The 15,368-nt window shown below is 65.8% G+C and carries 22 protein-coding genes; 20 read left to right on the top strand and 2 right to left on the bottom strand.

All coding sequences use genetic code 11. From position 1 onward, the window contains the following. Positions 1-22: 22 nt before the first annotated feature. On the top strand, positions 23-1,963 hold the full coding sequence (locus ACFFRH_RS37645) for a hypothetical protein (protein WP_386162323.1): 1,941 nt from the start codon (positions 23-25) through the stop codon (positions 1,961-1,963). 9 nt (positions 1,964-1,972) lie between these two features. Beyond that, positions 1,973-2,308, top strand: coding sequence for a hypothetical protein (locus ACFFRH_RS37640; protein WP_386162321.1), 336 nt, complete (start codon positions 1,973-1,975; stop codon positions 2,306-2,308). Between the two features lie 434 nt (positions 2,309-2,742). Here the strand turns inward: ACFFRH_RS37640 and ACFFRH_RS37635 are convergent, their stop codons facing one another. Next, complete coding sequence (locus ACFFRH_RS37635; RefSeq protein ID WP_386162319.1) at positions 2,743-2,967, bottom strand: hypothetical protein; 225 nt, start codon at positions 2,965-2,967, stop codon at positions 2,743-2,745. 528 nt (positions 2,968-3,495) lie between these two features. Between ACFFRH_RS37635 and ACFFRH_RS37630 the strand changes: the two genes are divergently transcribed. The 13 genes from ACFFRH_RS37630 (at position 3,496) to ACFFRH_RS37575 (ending at position 12,909) form a co-directional block, all read left to right on the top strand. Next, entirely contained in the window at positions 3,496-3,927 is a 432-nt protein-coding gene (locus tag ACFFRH_RS37630) for an HNH endonuclease (RefSeq protein ID WP_386162317.1), read from the top strand. A gap of 54 nt (positions 3,928-3,981) precedes the next feature. Beyond that, positions 3,982-4,455 carry a phage terminase small subunit gene (locus ACFFRH_RS44780; RefSeq protein WP_446697431.1) on the top strand — a complete coding sequence of 158 codons (474 nt, stop codon included), beginning with the start codon at positions 3,982-3,984 and terminating at the stop codon, positions 4,453-4,455. 28 nt (positions 4,456-4,483) lie between these two features. Then, positions 4,484-6,079, top strand: a complete 1,596-nt coding sequence (locus ACFFRH_RS37625; RefSeq protein ID WP_386162315.1) for a terminase large subunit domain-containing protein — start codon at positions 4,484-4,486, stop codon at positions 6,077-6,079. Positions 6,080-6,084: 5 nt separating this feature from the next. Next, positions 6,085-7,614, top strand: coding sequence for a phage portal protein (locus ACFFRH_RS37620; protein ID WP_386162313.1), 1,530 nt, complete (start codon positions 6,085-6,087; stop codon positions 7,612-7,614). A 3-nt stretch (positions 7,615-7,617) separates the two neighbouring features. Further along, a complete protein-coding gene (locus tag ACFFRH_RS37615) occupies positions 7,618-8,622 on the top strand; it encodes a VG15 protein (protein ID WP_386162311.1) in 1,005 nt (334 codons plus the stop codon). Between the two features lie 98 nt (positions 8,623-8,720). Next, positions 8,721-9,545: a hypothetical protein gene (locus tag ACFFRH_RS37610; RefSeq protein ID WP_386162309.1), complete on the top strand. Its 825-nt coding sequence runs from the start codon at positions 8,721-8,723 to the stop codon at positions 9,543-9,545. A gap of 19 nt (positions 9,546-9,564) precedes the next feature. Next, complete coding sequence (locus tag ACFFRH_RS37605; RefSeq protein ID WP_343982019.1) at positions 9,565-10,416, top strand: phage major capsid protein; 852 nt, start codon at positions 9,565-9,567, stop codon at positions 10,414-10,416. 47 nt (positions 10,417-10,463) lie between these two features. Beyond that, a complete protein-coding gene (locus ACFFRH_RS37600) occupies positions 10,464-10,832 on the top strand; it encodes a hypothetical protein (protein WP_344747079.1) in 369 nt (122 codons plus the stop codon). A 74-nt stretch (positions 10,833-10,906) separates the two neighbouring features. After that, positions 10,907-11,119, top strand: coding sequence for a hypothetical protein (locus ACFFRH_RS37595; RefSeq protein ID WP_343982024.1), 213 nt, complete (start codon positions 10,907-10,909; stop codon positions 11,117-11,119). A 10-nt stretch (positions 11,120-11,129) separates the two neighbouring features. Next, positions 11,130-11,729, top strand: a complete 600-nt coding sequence (locus ACFFRH_RS37590; protein ID WP_344747080.1) for a head-tail connector protein — start codon at positions 11,130-11,132, stop codon at positions 11,727-11,729. Then, entirely contained in the window at positions 11,726-12,118 is a 393-nt protein-coding gene (locus tag ACFFRH_RS37585; RefSeq protein WP_344747147.1) for a DUF6093 family protein, read from the top strand. Before ACFFRH_RS37590 ends, ACFFRH_RS37585 begins: the two co-directional genes overlap by 4 nt. Before the next feature lie 3 nt (positions 12,119-12,121). Continuing rightward, a complete protein-coding gene (locus ACFFRH_RS37580; RefSeq protein WP_344747082.1) occupies positions 12,122-12,502 on the top strand; it encodes a hypothetical protein in 381 nt (126 codons plus the stop codon). Positions 12,503-12,525: 23 nt separating this feature from the next. Further along, positions 12,526-12,909 carry a hypothetical protein gene (locus ACFFRH_RS37575; protein ID WP_344747083.1) on the top strand — a complete coding sequence of 128 codons (384 nt, stop codon included), beginning with the start codon at positions 12,526-12,528 and terminating at the stop codon, positions 12,907-12,909. A gap of 41 nt (positions 12,910-12,950) precedes the next feature. Here ACFFRH_RS37575 and ACFFRH_RS37570 read toward each other — a convergent pair whose 3' ends face one another. Beyond that, complete coding sequence (locus tag ACFFRH_RS37570) at positions 12,951-13,118, bottom strand: type II toxin-antitoxin system Phd/YefM family antitoxin (RefSeq protein WP_386162305.1); 168 nt, start codon at positions 13,116-13,118, stop codon at positions 12,951-12,953. A 59-nt stretch (positions 13,119-13,177) separates the two neighbouring features. Between ACFFRH_RS37570 and ACFFRH_RS37565 the strand changes: the two genes are divergently transcribed. From ACFFRH_RS37565 to ACFFRH_RS37545, 5 genes are all read left to right on the top strand, one after another. Further along, positions 13,178-13,708, top strand: a complete 531-nt coding sequence (locus tag ACFFRH_RS37565; protein ID WP_344747084.1) for an HNH endonuclease — start codon at positions 13,178-13,180, stop codon at positions 13,706-13,708. 80 nt (positions 13,709-13,788) lie between these two features. After that, positions 13,789-14,112 (top strand): hypothetical protein, encoded by a 324-nt coding sequence (locus ACFFRH_RS37560; protein ID WP_344747085.1) that lies wholly within the window; start codon positions 13,789-13,791, stop codon positions 14,110-14,112. 3 nt (positions 14,113-14,115) lie between these two features. Then, complete coding sequence (locus ACFFRH_RS37555) at positions 14,116-14,325, top strand: hypothetical protein (RefSeq protein ID WP_344747086.1); 210 nt, start codon at positions 14,116-14,118, stop codon at positions 14,323-14,325. A 4-nt stretch (positions 14,326-14,329) separates the two neighbouring features. Next, entirely contained in the window at positions 14,330-14,818 is a 489-nt protein-coding gene (locus ACFFRH_RS37550; RefSeq protein ID WP_344747087.1) for a phage tail tube protein, read from the top strand. Continuing rightward, on the top strand, positions 14,818-15,366 hold the full coding sequence (locus ACFFRH_RS37545; protein ID WP_344747088.1) for a hypothetical protein: 549 nt from the start codon (positions 14,818-14,820) through the stop codon (positions 15,364-15,366). The genes ACFFRH_RS37550 and ACFFRH_RS37545 overlap by 1 nt, the downstream gene beginning before the upstream one ends. Positions 15,367-15,368: the final 2 nt, after the last annotated feature.

Genomic DNA, 15,368 nt, shown 5'->3' with positions numbered 1-15,368 from the left:
CTCCCCGCAGGAGGGCGACCGCGTGGCTATCTCCTACGTCTCCGGCGCGACCGCTGGCGCCAACACCGCCACCCTGAACGTCGCCTGGCCCGCCGGGGGTTCCGCTCCGGCTTCGGGCGATGTGGCGATCATCTTCTGGTCCTCCTCCAGCGGTAACACCGTCACTGACCCCGCCGGATGGACAGTAGAAGGCTCCCAGAACAGCGCCCAGGGCTCGTTGAGGTTCCGCGTCCTGTCGAAGGTGTGCACCGGCTCCGAGTCGGGCAACACCGGCTTGGTCATGAACGGCACGAACCGCCAGTCCGCGGTTCTGGTCATTTACCGGGGTTGCGCCTCCTCGGGTTACGTCAACGCGATCGCCTTCCGGCAGGAAACCTCAACCGCGGTCACCTCCCACGCCCACCCCGCGGTCACCCCTACGTCGGCTGGCTGCGTGATCCTGTCCGCGCTCGGGGAACGTCAATCGACCGGGTCGACGAACATCACCCCACCCTCGGGGTATACCGAACGCGGCGACACCGGGTCAGCAGCGACCGGGTCCGGCGGCACCATCACCGAGGCCGCCGACGACGGCCTCGCCACCACGAACACCTCCGGCAGCCCCGTCACCCCACCGAACTCGACCGCTTCAGTTGCGTCGTCCGGCGTGGTCACCGCGTCTGTCGCGCTGCTGGCCGCGTCCGGCGGCGGCGGGACCACCGTCAACCTCGCCCAAGCTGTCGAGGCGGACACGGCGCGAGCGCTGACCGTCACCAAAACCGTAGCCATCGGCCAGGCAGCGGAGACCGACACCGCAAGCGCGCTCACCGTCACCAAAACCCAGATCCTGGGCTTGGGCCGCGCCAGCGAAGCCGACACCGCCCACCCGCTCACCGTCACCAAAACCCTCACCCTGGGTCGGGCTAGCGAAACCGACACGGCTTCCGCCCTGGTCAGTGGTCAGGTCATTGCGCTGGGCCGCGCAACGGACACCAGCACCGCCCAGGCGCTGACCACAACCAAGGCGTTGGCCGTCGGCCGCGCCTCGGAGGCCGACACCGCGGGGACGGTCACGCCGGCCAAGGCGCTGACGGTTGGTCGTGCGGCCGAGACGACCGAGGCAAGGCCGCTCACCGTCGGCAAGTCGTTGGCGATCGGCCGGGCAAGCGAGACAGACGAGGCGCGACCGCTCACCGCCGGCAAGGCTCTGCCGGTCGGCCGCGCGGCTGAGGCAGACGAGGCGTCAGCACTCACCCTCGCCAAGACCATCACCCTCGGCCGCGCTGAGGAGACAGACACCGCTTCCGCGGTCACCGTGGGCGCCCCCTCCACCCTCGGACGGGCATCAGAGACGACCACCGCCCGCCCGTTGACCGTCTCCAAAACGCTCACGCTGGGCCGTGCTGGTGAGACCGACACGGCGTCTACTGTCGCGGTCGGCCAAGTCATCAACCTCGGCCGCGCCACCGAAACCGACTCTGGCAGGGCGCTGACCGTCTCCAAGGCGTTCACGCCCACCCAGGCCACGGAGACCAGCTCCGCTCGCGCCTTGGGCATCACCAAGACTGTCGCCCTCGGCAGGGCCACGGACACCACCACCGCCCAACCGTTCACCGCGGCCAAGACGGTCCTCTTCGGCCCGGCCACGGACACTGACTCCGCCCGGCTGGTGACGCTTTCCAAGAGCATCACCCTGGGGCGCGCTGTAGAGGCCGACACCGCGCGGACACTCACCGTCGATACCTCTCAGGCCGTCGTTCTCTCCGTGGCTTCAGAAGCCACTACAGCCCGCCCGCTGGCCCTCGCGAAAACCGTCACTCTCGGCAGGGCCACAGAAGCTAACACAGGGCGCATGCTGACCGTCACAGGCGGGGCGACTGGCGACGGCGACATCACCACCCACCTTGGGGGCTCGCTCGTCTCGGTCAACGAGCTGGGCGGCTCGCACATCTACTCCGCTGGTCTTGGTGGGCGACTCCTGTAGGAGGTGGCTGTGCCTGATGCGATCAACATCACGTTGACTGAGGACGACGATGGGGCAGCCACCTTCTCGATCACCTCGGACGGCAGCCTGTTCGACCTGAGCTCGGCCACGGTGTTCGCGATCGTGAAGCCCACCCAGCACGTCGAGGACGACGACGACACCGCTCACCTACTGGAGCAGGGCGACGGCGTCACGGTCGTGGACGCGGGAGAGGGAACCGTCCGCCTGGACTTTCCTGACGCGGTGATGGGGTCGCCGAGCACCTGGTTCTACAAGATCCGCGTCACCGTAGCGTCGAAGACCCGTACGGCCATCTGGGGATGGCTCACCATCTCGGACGCCTGATGGGCTCACGCAAGAGCCTCACGGTGTGCTCCAAGCCGGGCTGTGCATCCCTGACGGCGAATGGCCGTTGTGCGGCCTGTAGAAGTGAGGCCGAGGCTAGGCGCGGCAACCGCCACGAGCGCGGCTACGACTCCCGCTGGGAGAACACGCGGAACGCCTACCTTGCCCAGCACCCGCGCTGCGAGTGCGGCGAGTGCGAGGTCCTGCCGTGGACTGACAGGCCGCAGGCGACGGATGTGGACCACATTGACGGCCTCGGACCAAAGGGTCCACGTGGCCACGATCCGGCGAACCTGAGGGCCTTGTCCCACTCGCATCACTCACGCAGGACTGCCCGTGACCAACCAGGCGGATGGCACGCAAGCTGATCACACTCGGTGACATTTCCCGCTGAAAGTCTCCCGATCGTCGGACCTGATACCTACCGTACGTAATCAGTGCAGGAAACGGAGATGCACATGAACGCCCACAGCCTGTTCGTACTCCTTGCCCTCATCTGTTTCGGTGTCGCTTCCGTCGTCGCTGTCATCCACAAGTCGTGGGTCGCCGCACTGTTCTGCGCCGGCGTGTTCTGCCTCGTCCTCGCAGACGCTGGGCTTCTCGCCACCTGACCTCAGCCGCCACAACACAAGCCGCTGACCTGCGAAGACGTGGGGCATGTCCCCTGACCTGCGGAAACGCTAGAGGACCGCGGGGGAGATCTTTCGTCTGCCGGGCGGGTTCAGAAGTCCTCTCGCGTTTAATTAATGATCATCCCGTGGCTGATCCCCGCGGGTAGAAAGCCCCGACGTTCCTGAGCGTCGGGGCTTTCGCATTCCTCAGGAGATTCACAAGTGAAGACGCGTACTGCTCGCTGCGGCCATGAAGTCCCATCGCACCGGGGGAGGGCCAGGCGCGCGTGTGACGCCTGCGCGGTTCGGCTCGCATCTAAATGTCGCGGGTGCGCGGCTTCGATCTCCCCTCGGAAAGGTCCGCGAGTGTGGTGCTCCCGAGCCTGTTCGACCCGCTATTACAACGCTCTGGCAGCGACGGCTCGGCGGGAAGCGTCGCTGAGGTCGCGAGCGGAACGCCCGTGCATGCAATGCGAGGCAGATATGTCGGGCCGTAAGGGTGACGCGAAGTACTGCTCCAGCTTCTGCCGGGAAGTGGCGTACGGACAGCGCGTGGCGGAACCCTACCCTGAGCGCGTGTGCGCCCTCGAAGAGTGCGAGCAAGAGTTCACCCCCAAGTACAAGACTCAGCGCTGCTGCTGCGAGAAGCACGGCAAGTTGCTCTACAATCGCGAGTCGCGGGCCGATGGACGCCAGCAACGCGAGCCTTGGAATGACGCTCGCAAAGAGCGCTACCACCGCAGGCGGGCCCTCAAGAAGGCGGCATCGACTGGCAACCCCGTCCGCTTCTCCGAGATCGCCGAACGCGACCAATGGAACTGCGGCATCTGCGGGGGCTCCGTCGATGCGTCCACTGAGTGGCCGCACCCGCTGAGTCCGAGTCTCGACCATGTGGTGGCGCTCACTAAGGGCGGCATCCACGACCCGGCGAACGTTCAACTCGCGCACCTGAACTGCAACACCATCAAGAGCAACCGTGATGGTTTGCCCCTGCTACTTACCGGCTGAGCGCAAGGCTCGGTTGGACTCTGGACCGCGCAACGCGGCAAGAGGAGGAAGGCAATGCCTAGAGGTGGGGCCCGCGTGGTCTCTGGTCCACCGCCGGACCCGAATGCGCTTCGGCGTGATCGGCCGGCCGACAAGTCCGGTTGGACCACACTGCCCTGCGAGGGTCGGCCTGGCGATCCGCCAGAGTGGCCGCTACTCGAACCTGAGGGCCGCGAGTGGGAACTGTGGGCCGACCTATGGGCTAAGCCTCAGGCGCTCATGTGGGAGCGGATGGGGCAACTGTATGAGGTCGCGATGTGCGTTCGTATGCTTGCGCGTGCGGAGCAGCCGCGGAGCTCGATCGAGTTGCAGAAGGTTGTCCGCCAATACTTCGACTCGCTCGGCTTGTCGACTCAGGGCATGCTCCGCAATCGGTGGAAGCTAACGGACGGCCCGCAGGCTGCTGCTGTGAAGGCGGAGAAGGCTCCCGCTCGTAGGTCGGCGCGTAGCCGTCTGACGGTCATTCCAGGCGATGGCGCCAGCGACTGAGTACGTTGTCGACTTCCCCACCTTGTGGGTGGCCGCGGACTGGATCGAAGAGCACTGCAGCATCCCGGATGGTTTCAACAAGGGCCGCCGGTTCGAGCTGTATGACTGGCAGTTGTGGTGCACGGTCAACCACTACAGGGTCAAGCCGGGTGCCACGTTCGGCCAGTTGGCGCCTGCTTTTCATAACCGGCGCTCGCAGGTCATTGCCCCGCAGAAGACCGGTAAGGGCCCGTGGTCTGCTTCGATCATCTGCGTCGAGGCGGTCGGTCCGGCCGTGTTCGCCGGTTGGGCAACCGGCAGCGAGGTTTACGACTGCCGTAATCACGGCTGTGATTGCGGCTGGTTGTATGAGTACGAGCCAGGCGAGCCGATGGGCCGCCCATGGCCGACTCCGCTGATCCAACTGCTGGCCACGTCCGAGGACCAGGTAGACAACGTTTACCGCCCTTTGCAGGCCATGGCGAAAAGCGGGCCGCTCGGCGAGTTGATGCGGGTCGGCGAGGAGTTCATTCGCCTTCCCAATGATGGCCGCATAGACGTGGTCACTTCGTCGGCAACGTCTCGCCTGGGTAACCCGATCACGTTCGCCATGCAAGACGAGACGGGCTTGTACACCAAGACCAACAAGATGGTTCGGGTCGCTGAGACTCAGCGCCGCGGTGCTGCTGGTATGGGCGGTCGGACGATGGAGACGTCCAACGCGTGGGATCCGTCGGAGGAGTCAGTAGCTCAGCGGACGTCGGAGTCGCAGCGGCCGGACATCTTCAAGTTTCATCGGATCGCGCCGGCACATCTGTCGTACAAGAACAAGGCAGAGCGGGCCCGTATCCACCGGCATGTGTACCGGGGTTCAGTGCACGTTGACTTGGATGCGATCGAGGCTGAAGCGGCGGAGCTGCTGGAGAAAGACCCGGCGCAGGCTGAGCGATTCTTCGGCAACAGAGTGGTGTACGGCCAGGGCAGCTTCATCGAAGGCGACGTCTGGGATTCCCGCAGTGGCCAGCGCGACGTGCCGGACGGTACTGCGGTGGTGCTCGGTTTCGACGGTTCCGACTCCGACGACTGGACAGGCATCCGAGCCGAGACGGGCGACGGATACCAGTTCACGCCAACGTACGGGCCAGACCAGCGGCCTACGGTGTGGGATCCGGCGGAGTTCGGCGGCCAGGTGCCGCGGCTTGAAGTCGCCGCCGCGGTCGATGAACTGATGACCCGCTACAAGGTCATTCGCATGTACGGTGACCCGCCCGGGTGGGCATCCGAGCTCGACGCGTGGGTGGAGCAGTACGGAGAGAAGATCGTGCTGCGGTGGGCCACCTACCGGACAGTGCAGATGCACGCCGCGAACGAGCGGCTGCTGACCGATGTCACAAAAGCCGAGTCGTCGTTCTCTCACGATGGATGCCCGATCGCGGCGATCCACATCCGCAACACCCGCAAAGCGCCGCGACCTGGTCAGCGGTATGTGCTGGCCAAAGCGAGCCAAACCCAGAAGATCGACGTCACTGTCTGCTCCGTCCTCGCACATGAGGCGGCCGGTGACGCCCGCGCCGCGGGCCTGTTCACGGTCGTGCCCACCAGTGAGTCCTACTTGTACACAGCGTCATCAACCAGACGGAGGTGACGCCCGTGGCTGAGCCGCAGATGGATGATGAGGCGCGCGACGCAGTCAAGGTTCTTAACCGGTTGGCGGATGAGCTGCGGCTGCGGGAGACAGACACCCGGCGCCGCTTGGACTACTACCGGGGCGTTCACAAGCTCTGCTACGCGTCACCGGAGTTTCGGGACTACTTCGCCGACCGGTTCGCCGGCTTCAGCGACAACTGGTGCGCTCCGGTCGCTGCAGCTCCTGCCGAAAGAATGAACGTCCTCGGGATCCGGCTGGACTCTACGGAGACGAAGCCGGACGAGGAATTGTCGCGGGCGTGGCGTGCCGCGGACTGCGAACGGGGCTCGTCGGAGGCGTTCGTCGTCACCTTGGCGGCGGCTCGCTCGTACTGCCTGGTGTGGGCTGATCCGACCGATGATCAGACCCCGAGGGTGACGTGGGAGCGCCCGGATCAGGCGATCGTCGGCTACGACACGGACACGGGGGTGCGGTCGGCGGCTCTGAAACTGTGGTCGGACGACACAACGGAGTACGCGACCCTGTACACGCCGGACTGGGTGTGGAAGTTCTCCCGCCCCAGGTATGCGCGCACTGGGTACAGCGTGTCCGGCTTGTATGTGCCCGGGGATGGGCCGGTGCGTCACGCCAGCCCGGAGGGGTGGCAGCCGAGGTTGGGGTCCCGGGATGACACCTGGCCGATTCCGAACCCCATGGGCGTGGTGCCGATGGTGGAGCTACGCAACCAGACACTGCTGGACGACAATCCGATCAGCGACATCGACGGTGTGATCGCCATGCAGGACGCGATCAACCTGACCTGGGCCTACTTGATGAACAGCCTGGACTTCGCGTCGCTACCGCAGCGCGTCGTCATGGGCGCCGACGTCCCCAAGATCCCGATCCTCAACTCGGACGGCGTCAAGGTCGGCGAACGGCCCATCGAGCTGGACACGCTCGTCAAGGAACGCATCCTGTGGCTGACCGGGGACGCGAAGATTGGCAACTGGCCGGCCGCGGACCTCGGTGCTTACTCGAACGTGATCGAGCGGGCGATCGAGCACCTCGCTGCTCAGACGAGGACGCCGCCGCATTACCTGATCGGCAAGGTCGCCAACCTCAGCGCGGAAGCCCTGACCGCGGCGGAGACCGGCCTGGTGTCCAAGACGGGCGAGCGGATCGTCTACGTCAACTCCGGCATCCGCGAGGTGTACTCGCTGATGGCCAACGTCATGGGCGACGACGGGAAGGCCAGGGCTGCCCGGTCCGGGACGGTCATGTGGGGCGACGTGCAGTTCCGGGCGCTCGCACAGAAGGTCGACGCGCTCATGAAGCTCAAATCCATGGGCTTCCCGCTGGAGTGGATCGCCGAGCAGTACGGGCTTGAGCCGCCCGAGGTCGCCCGCGTTCTACGGATGCGTGAGGCAGAGATGGAGATGGACCCGATGGCGTTGATGCTCAATGGCAAGCCAGGCGTGTCTACCTCGCCGACCGCGCAACCGGGTGAGGACCCGTTCGCCGTCGGCCCGGAGCCGGTCACCGTTGGGGGGTAGGCCATGGCCACCCCCGAGGAGATCGCGCTCGCCTACCAGCGAGGCCAAAAAGGCATCATCCTCGGGACCGTCGCCGCGGTTCTCGCCCTGTGGAGGCGGCTGGACGAGGACAACCTCACCCGATCGTGGACTGCGGGTATCGGCCCGTCGCTGATAGAGGCGGTCACGCAGGCGCAACTCGCGGCGGCTGCCGCGGCTCCCACCTACCTGGAGGAGCTGGCCGCAGCGCAGGGTGTGCTTGCGGACATGAGCGCCTTGGTGCCGTCGACACTGTCAGGGGTCGCCTCTGACGGGCGTCCGCTGGAGTCGCTGCTGTACCAGCCGATCATCCTGCTCAAGCGGTTGCTGTCGGCGGGGCAATGGCCCGAGGACGCCATGCGGCAGGCCACGAACTTCATGGCGCTGCTCGCGGCTACGCAGGTCGCCGACGCCGGCAGAGGCGCTGTGAACGTCGGCATCACGGCGACCCGCCAGTGGGTGACGTACGTCCGTGTGGTGAACCTGCCCGCGTGCTCCAGGTGCATCATCCTGGCCGGCCGCGAATACTCATGGTCCACGGGGTTCCAGCGGCATCCGTCGTGTGACTGCTCGATGATTCCGCGCCGCGCCGGCGATGCTCCGCCAGCAACCCCAGAGCAGTTGTTCGCGCAGATGAGCTCCGAGGAGCAGGACCGCCGCTTCGGTAAGGCGGGTGCGGAGGCGCTACGGCTCGGTGGCGACATGGGCCAGATCGTCAACGCCCGCCGCGGCATGCAGACCGCTGGCGGCCGGCTGGTGACCACAGAGGGCACGACGCGCCGTGGTGTTGCTGGCCGGCGGATGGGTTCCGACTCCAGGCGCCGATCGGCGATTCGACCGATGCCTGAGCAGATCCTCGCGGACGCCAACGGTGACCGGGACCTCGCGATCCAGCTCCTGGAGCGCAACGGGTTTCTCGACGCATCGTCCACGCGCCGTTTCGCGGCTGCCCAAGGCCGGACGATGCAGGCGTCGGCGCCGACCCCATGAACTGACCCATCTCGCACTGGACCGCACCTGTGAGGCCGGTGCTTTCGCATGCCCTTCCGCAATGGGAGGGCTCCACCTTCCGCAACGGGAGATCACCAATGACGCTCGCTGACGAGTTGCCCACCCATCCGCGTACTGGCCTGAAGGCGCTCGGACTGCTCCGCAACGGACAGCCCATCTGGCCCGCTCTCGGCGGAGCTGAGGACGCCGATGACGTGGTCATCGAGGATGCGCCCGCGAATGACATCGACGACAAGGCCGATGACTCCGCTACCTCCGATGATGCGCAGCAGATCGACCAGCCCGATGATGACGAGCCGCTCCGCGAGGCGGGCACGAAGGCTCTGCAGGCGGAGAAGGACCGACGCCGTGAGTCGGACCGGCTGCGTCGCACCGCGGCCAGAGAGCGGGACGAGGCGCTTGCTGAACTTGCCCGGCTGAGGAAAGTGGCCGAAGGTGAAACTCCCGGCGCAGACGGTGACACCGAGGTCAAGGCGCCGGACCTGGACGCCATTCGCGCGGAGGCGCGCGAGAAGGCCAAGGCGGAACTGAAGGCGGAGGTCCTGAAGGACCGCGTCTCCGACAAGATCGAAGTTCTCGCTGCGAAGCGATTCCAGGACGCGGGCGACGCCGTCACGTACCTGATGCGCTCCGGTGAGATCGCTGACTTCCTCGACGGCGACAAGATCGACGCCGAGGCAATCAAGGAAGCTCTCGACGAGCTTCTGGAGAAGAAGCCCTACCTGGCTGTGGCTGCGCAAGGCGGCAAGCGGTTCCAGGGCTCAGGGGACGGCGGTGCCCGCAAGGGGCCCCAGAAGCCAGCCCAGCTTACCGAGGCCGACCTCAAACGGATGTCGCCCGAAGCCATCGTCCAGGCGCAGAAGGAAGGCCGTTTCGATGACCTTCTCGGCGCCTCCAGTTAACCCAGAAAAGGAGTGAAACGTGGCGATCACCCGTTTCCGCCCCGAAATCTGGAGCGCCAACCTGCTGGTTGCGCTCCGCAAGGCCCTCGTCTACGCGGGCCCCAGCATCGTCAACCGCGACTACGAGGGCGAGATCCAGGAGGCCGGCGACACCGTCCGGATCACCTCGATCTCCGACCCGACCATCGGCACCTACGTGCCCAACAGCACCACGATCACCCCCGAAGAGCTGACCGACGCCCAGCGGACGCTGCTCATCGACCAGGCGAAGTACTTCGCCTTCAAGGTCGACGACGTCGATGCCCGCCAGGCCAAGGGCAACGTCATCCCCGAGGCGATCTCCCGCGCCGCCTACAAGCTCGCTGACGTCGTTGACCAGTACGTGGCCAGCCTGTACACCGGCGTCGTGTCGGCCAACGCGCTCGGCACCGTCGCCGTCACCGCGACCACGCCGACCGACGCCTACGACAAGGTTCTGGTCCCGCTCAAGGTGAAGCTCGATGAGGCGAACGTCCCCAACGAGGGTCGCTACGCCGTCATCCCGCCGTGGTTCCACGGCCGCCTCCTGCTCGACGGCCGGTTCATCAAGCTGAACGAGTCCGGCACCCAGGACGGTCTGCGCAACGGCATGGTCGGTCGCGCCGCTGGCTTCGACATCCTCGTGTCGAACAACGCGATCAACGTCACCGGCGACGACTACATCGTGCAGGCCGGATCCCCGATGGCGATCTCCTTCGCGGAGCAGATCAATAAGACCGAGGCATACCGCCCCGAGGGCGGATTCAGCGACGCGGTGAAGGGGCTGGCGCTGTACGGCGCGAAGCTGGTTCGCCCGGACTGTATCGCCACTGCCGCCGCCTCGCAGACCTGATCAGGCACCTAATCCCTTCTGAGATCACGAGAAAGAGAGCCTGAATTATGGCTAGGACGGTAGTCCCCTATTCCAGCCTCGTCGCCAACGGCAGCCTCGCCCAGCCCGCAGGTACCACGATCGACCAGAGCAACGGCATGTACATCGCCGCGGCCCGGCCGGAGTTGACGATCCTGCGGGTCGCCAACACCAACGGCACCGACCGGGTCGTCACCATCAAAGCCGGCGACAACCCGCCTGCCCTGGCCGGGGGCCAGGGCGACCTGGCCGTCACCGTGGCAGCCACGTCCGGCGTGCAGTTCATCGGCCCGTTCGAGTCCGGCCGGTTCATTCAGGCCGACGGCACCATCGAGATCGACTTCGCGGCATCGTTCGCGGGCACCATCACCGCGTTCAGGGTTCCGCGGGGTACCTGATGGCAGACGGAACCGGCTTCTTTCGCGGCGCTGGCGGATCCGTCTGGGAGATGGATCTCCCGCTGGGAGCGAGCATGCAGGAGCAGCTCACGAAGGGCTACCTAGCTCGGGTCAACGAGGACGGTAGCCCTTTCACTGAGGAGCCGGAGGTTGAACAACCTCCGGCACCCAACGCATCCAAGGGCACCTGGGTGGGTTACGCCCACCGCGTGCACGGCGCGTCCATCGATGACGCCGAGGCGATGACGAAGACCGACCTCGTCGAGCGGTACGGCGCCAAGGCCTGAGGAGGTCACTGTGGCCTCTCTCGCGACGCTGCCCGACGCTGTCCGGCTCGGCTACACGCTGCCCGCCGGCGAGGAGGAAGCTCTTCTTGCCCGCGCTTCGGCGCGGATCAGGCGGGCTGCTGGGCAGCAGATCTCATCCATGACGTCCACCGTCCGGGTGCGGGTGGAGGACGGTACAGCGATCCTGCCAGGGGCGCCCATCACTGCGGTCACCACCGTCACACGCCTCGCCGAGGACGGCGGGGCGGCAGTGACGGGGTGGTGGTGGGACGGGCGAGAGCGCGTCCATGGCATCAACGTCTCCACGTCCGGTTCCCTGTACCCGCACCGGCGCTGGCCAGTGGACGTGAACATCACTCTTACCCACGGTCTCGTCACGCTGCCTGATGAGCTGGTCGAGCTGGTGTGCTCCGTCGCAGTACGGCTCGGCGCCACGGCTGATGCCGCAGGCATGGAGGCGGGGATCCGGTCGGAGTCGATCGATGACTACTCCGTCACCTACGCCAGTGACGCTCTCACCACGGCAGCGAACCTGCTGCCTGGCGAAGAAAGCGCGCTGCGGCAGATCCTTGGCGCTCCGCCGTCCGCGTACGTGGTGAGACCCCGGTGAGCGTCACCGGGATCCTCGCCCGAGGCCGTGCTGCGGCTCTGCAGCTCATGCGGGACACCTGCACGGTGGAGCGTAAAGACGGCGCCCCTGTCCTGGACGAGGCGACCGGCGAACTCGTCCAGGCGTGGGAAACCGTCTACACGGGAGCGTGCCGAGTCAAACCCCGATCCTCGCGTGAAGCCGAGTGGGGTGAACACGAAGTCACCTTGCACCAATACACGGTCGGATTCCCCTGGGATGTCGAACCGGAGTTCCGTCGCGAAGACCGGGTCACTATCACCGCCTCCGACGACGCATGGCTGATCGGCCGACACCTCAACGTCATCGGCGTCTCCCTCGCCGGCACTTCAACAACGCGGCGGATCCTCGCCGAGGACAACGAGGGGTGAGCGGTGGACATCGATGGCAGTGAACTCCTGGCCCTCGTTGACTACTTCGAGGACGCCAAACGCGAGGTAGCGGAGAAAACGTACACGCTGGTGAAACAGCACGCCCAAGAGCTGCGGGACGAATGGCGAGAAAACGCGAAACTTACCGCCCGCAGCCACGGCAAGCACTACCCAAAAGCGATCACCACCGAGCAGATCCCACGAGCGGACATGATCGAGTGGACGGTCGGCCCCGAAACCCGGCGCAAGCAGGGCGACATGGGCCCCGGATTCGAGTACGGATCCCGCAACCAGCCGCCGCACCTCGACGGCGCTCGCGCAGCCATTAAGCGTGAGCCTCTATTCCTGAAGGGCTTGGACGACATCATCCGGGGGCTGCTGTGACCCCATTGCCGTCTCGGCCTCTCGTGGGTGCGCTGCTGACGTTCGTACAGGCCGGGATCCCGGCAGCGTGCGACATCTACTGGGCCGAAGCTGACGCGGGCGCTACTCCGCCATTCGCGGTCTTCTACCCAGACAGCGGCATGAAATCGAGTTTCCACCGGACCCTCGTCAACGAGGGGCCGAACGAACTCCGCTACCAAGTCACCTCGGTCGGCGCAACACCGGATCAAGCCGCGTGGATGGCAGACAAGGTCGCCGCCGTCCTGCTCGGGGCAACGCCGACTGTGGCTGGCCGCCGGGTGTGGCCCGCCGTTGAGGAAGGCTCACAGCCTGTCCGTAGGGATGACGAGTCAACCGGCTTGTTCATTGCCACAGCCCAGTACCTGACGAGGTCCGACCCCGTCTGACCTTCCCCGTCTGCTCCAGCCCGCCAGTGTGCGGGCTTTTTTCATGCCGACGGGTCGTCGCTGTAGTGCTGTTGCCACCACTCGTAGGGCACCAGAACCGCTCTGGGTTCGCCGTTCTTCTCAATGACGGTGTGCTTCCCACGGAAGAACGCTTCGTCTATATGGCGCCCTACCTGGTCGCGGAGTTCACGTACTCCCAAATGCTCCATTACCCCAGGGTACAGATTGACCGCATGGCTCGCTATGTACTGTTGGTACAATGTGTACCATGAGTACCTTGGACGTCGCCGGTCGTGCCAACCCATCGCAACCTGTCTGCGCCTTCGCGCGGTGCTCGCGCCTAGCCATTGCCGACGGTGTATGTGGTTTTCATTCTCAGCGCTCCGCAATCTGCCCGGAAGAGACCTGCGACAGGCCAGTCAGTTGCCAGGGCCGGTGCGACGCTCACTATCGCCAGTTCCGTAAAACTGGAAAGACTCAGAAACTGCGGGATAGGTCGGGCAACGGGCGCATCGTGGACGGGAACGGCTACATCATCGTCAAGCGACCCGATCATCCGGAAGCCAGGAAGAACGGGTGGGTGTCCGAGCATCGGATGGTCATGTCCGATCACCTCGGTCGTCCGTTATGGCCCGATGAGTACGTCCACCACAAGAACGGCAACAGGGTCGATAACCGCCTTGAGAATCTTGAACTCTGGAGCGGATCACAACCTCCGGGCCAGCGCATCGTCGACAAGTTGATCTGGGCGCGAGAGATCATCGAGCGCTACGGTTCTCATCCCGAATTCAGTCCTTAGACGCGCCTTTCGGTCTGCGTCGCCCCACCAAAGCCCTGCCTCCCCGGCTGGGCTTTTTGTTTTGTCCGGAAGGAGCCCGTGTGGCCACCTACTCCGCCGACGCGATCACCATCGCCGGCGTTACACCGACCTCGCGCACCGCTGCGTCGGGGGACAAGCTCACCCCGGCTGACAACGCGTTCATCCGCGTCACCAACGGTGGTGGTTCGCCGATGACCGTGACGTTCGCCGTCCCCGGCAACAACGAGGACGGCGAGGCCAACCCCGACCCGGTCCGCACGATCACGAACGGCACCACCAAGTGCGTCCGCGTCAACCGGCGCTGGGCGGACCCGGCGGACGGCCTGATCGCCCTCACCTGGTCGTCGACGACCTCGGTGACTTTCACCTACGAGCGGGTGTGACCCGTGGCTCTTCGCGTCCGTGACCCGTACGGCAATGTCACCGAGATTCACCCGAGCGCCCGTCCCTTCTGGGAGGGCCGTGAGGGCCACACGATCCTCGACGACTCCGGCGAGACCGCCCAGTCCGTCGAGGTCGTCTCGCCGGAGTCCGGCACCACCAAGCGCATCACCAAGTCGGCGGCCACGCAGCCTGCCCAGAACGTAGAGGAGTAGGGCAATGGCCAAGCGGCTTACCGACGGCAACACTAAGGCGACGTTCGTTCCGGCGGTGGCGTCGATCTCCGCGCCGACTGTGGCGGAGCTGACCGATTCCGGCCTTGTGGCGCTGGAGAACACCGTCACTGACGACGGCCTGGACATCTCGTTCGACGAGGGCACCGTCGAGGGTAACGTGCTCGCGAGCACGCAGGACTTCGAGTCGCCGGGCCGGTCCAAGGCTGCGATCGAGCTCACCTACTACCGTGACAGCTCCCCCTCCTCGGACCGCATGTGGAGCGTGATGACCCGCGGTACTGCCGGGTTCCTCATTGTGCGCCGTGGTGTCGCCGCAGGTACCGGGTACGCGGCTGGCGACAAGGTCGAGGTGTATGAGGTGACCTGCGGTGAGCGCAAGCCTATGGCGCCTGAGCGGGAAAGCTACGAGAAGGTCCAGCTGAAGCTGTACGCGTCCGGCACCTACTCCGTCGAGTCTGTTGTGGCGGCCTGATGGCTACCAAGACGTCCGCGATCGCGGACATCATCGGCCAGGTCAAACGGCCCGAGAAGACCGTCCCGATCTGCCTGGCAGGAGACTTGCAGGCCGAGTTCGAGGACCTGGAGCGGGACCTGGCGATCGCCCGAGACAAGCCCGCCGAGGGCACCCTGGCCGGCGGATCCAACCCGATCGCCACCACGATCGCTCAGCAGATCGTTGAACTGCGGGAACGGATGCGCGAGCACACCACCGTGTTCCGGTTCCGCGGTCTGCCGCGCAAGGCGTGGTCTGACCTGGTGGCTGAATGCCCGCCAGGAGACGACGCGAAGGAAGGCGCTGACGTCGACTGGGAGACGTTCGGTGTCGCTCTCGTCGCCGCGTGCGTCGTCGAGCCCACGATGACCGTGGAGGACGCCGGGCAACTCGCGGAGGTCCTCACTCAGGCGCAGTGGGACAGCTTGTTCGCTGCGGCCTACAGCGTGAACAAGCGGGACGTGGACGTCCCTTTCTCCTACGCCGCCTCCGCAGTGCTCCAGACCTCCAAGAAGAACTCCAGGTAGCT

It is taken from the genome of Streptosporangium vulgare, from assembly GCF_042428775.1.
Taxonomy (GTDB): domain Bacteria; phylum Actinomycetota; class Actinomycetes; order Streptosporangiales; family Streptosporangiaceae; genus Streptosporangium; species Streptosporangium vulgare.
Note: the sequence above shows the minus strand (reverse complement) of the source record. Positions and strands in the feature narration are given on the sequence as shown.

Bases quoted from the DNA above. Each gene is read 5' to 3' on its own strand.
- ACFFRH_RS37635 (WP_386162319.1), bottom strand. From the start codon at position 2,967: ATGCCCCACGTCTTCGCAGGTCAGCGGCTTGTGTTGTGGCGGCTGAGG.
- ACFFRH_RS44780 (WP_446697431.1), top strand. From the start codon at position 3,982: ATGCCTAGAGGTGGGGCCCGCGTGGTCTCTGGTCCACCGCCGGACCCG.
- ACFFRH_RS37615 (WP_386162311.1), top strand. From the start codon at position 7,618: ATGGCCACCCCCGAGGAGATCGCGCTCGCCTACCAGCGAGGCCAAAAA.
- ACFFRH_RS37610 (WP_386162309.1), top strand. From the start codon at position 8,721: ATGACGCTCGCTGACGAGTTGCCCACCCATCCGCGTACTGGCCTGAAG.
- ACFFRH_RS37600 (WP_344747079.1), top strand. From the start codon at position 10,464: ATGGCTAGGACGGTAGTCCCCTATTCCAGCCTCGTCGCCAACGGCAGC.
- ACFFRH_RS37595 (WP_343982024.1), top strand. From the start codon at position 10,907: ATGCAGGAGCAGCTCACGAAGGGCTACCTAGCTCGGGTCAACGAGGAC.
- ACFFRH_RS37570 (WP_386162305.1), bottom strand. From the start codon at position 13,118: ATGGAGCATTTGGGAGTACGTGAACTCCGCGACCAGGTAGGGCGCCAT.
- ACFFRH_RS37565 (WP_344747084.1), top strand. From the start codon at position 13,178: ATGAGTACCTTGGACGTCGCCGGTCGTGCCAACCCATCGCAACCTGTC.
- ACFFRH_RS37550 (WP_344747087.1), top strand. From the start codon at position 14,330: ATGGCCAAGCGGCTTACCGACGGCAACACTAAGGCGACGTTCGTTCCG.
- ACFFRH_RS37545 (WP_344747088.1), top strand. From the start codon at position 14,818: ATGGCTACCAAGACGTCCGCGATCGCGGACATCATCGGCCAGGTCAAA.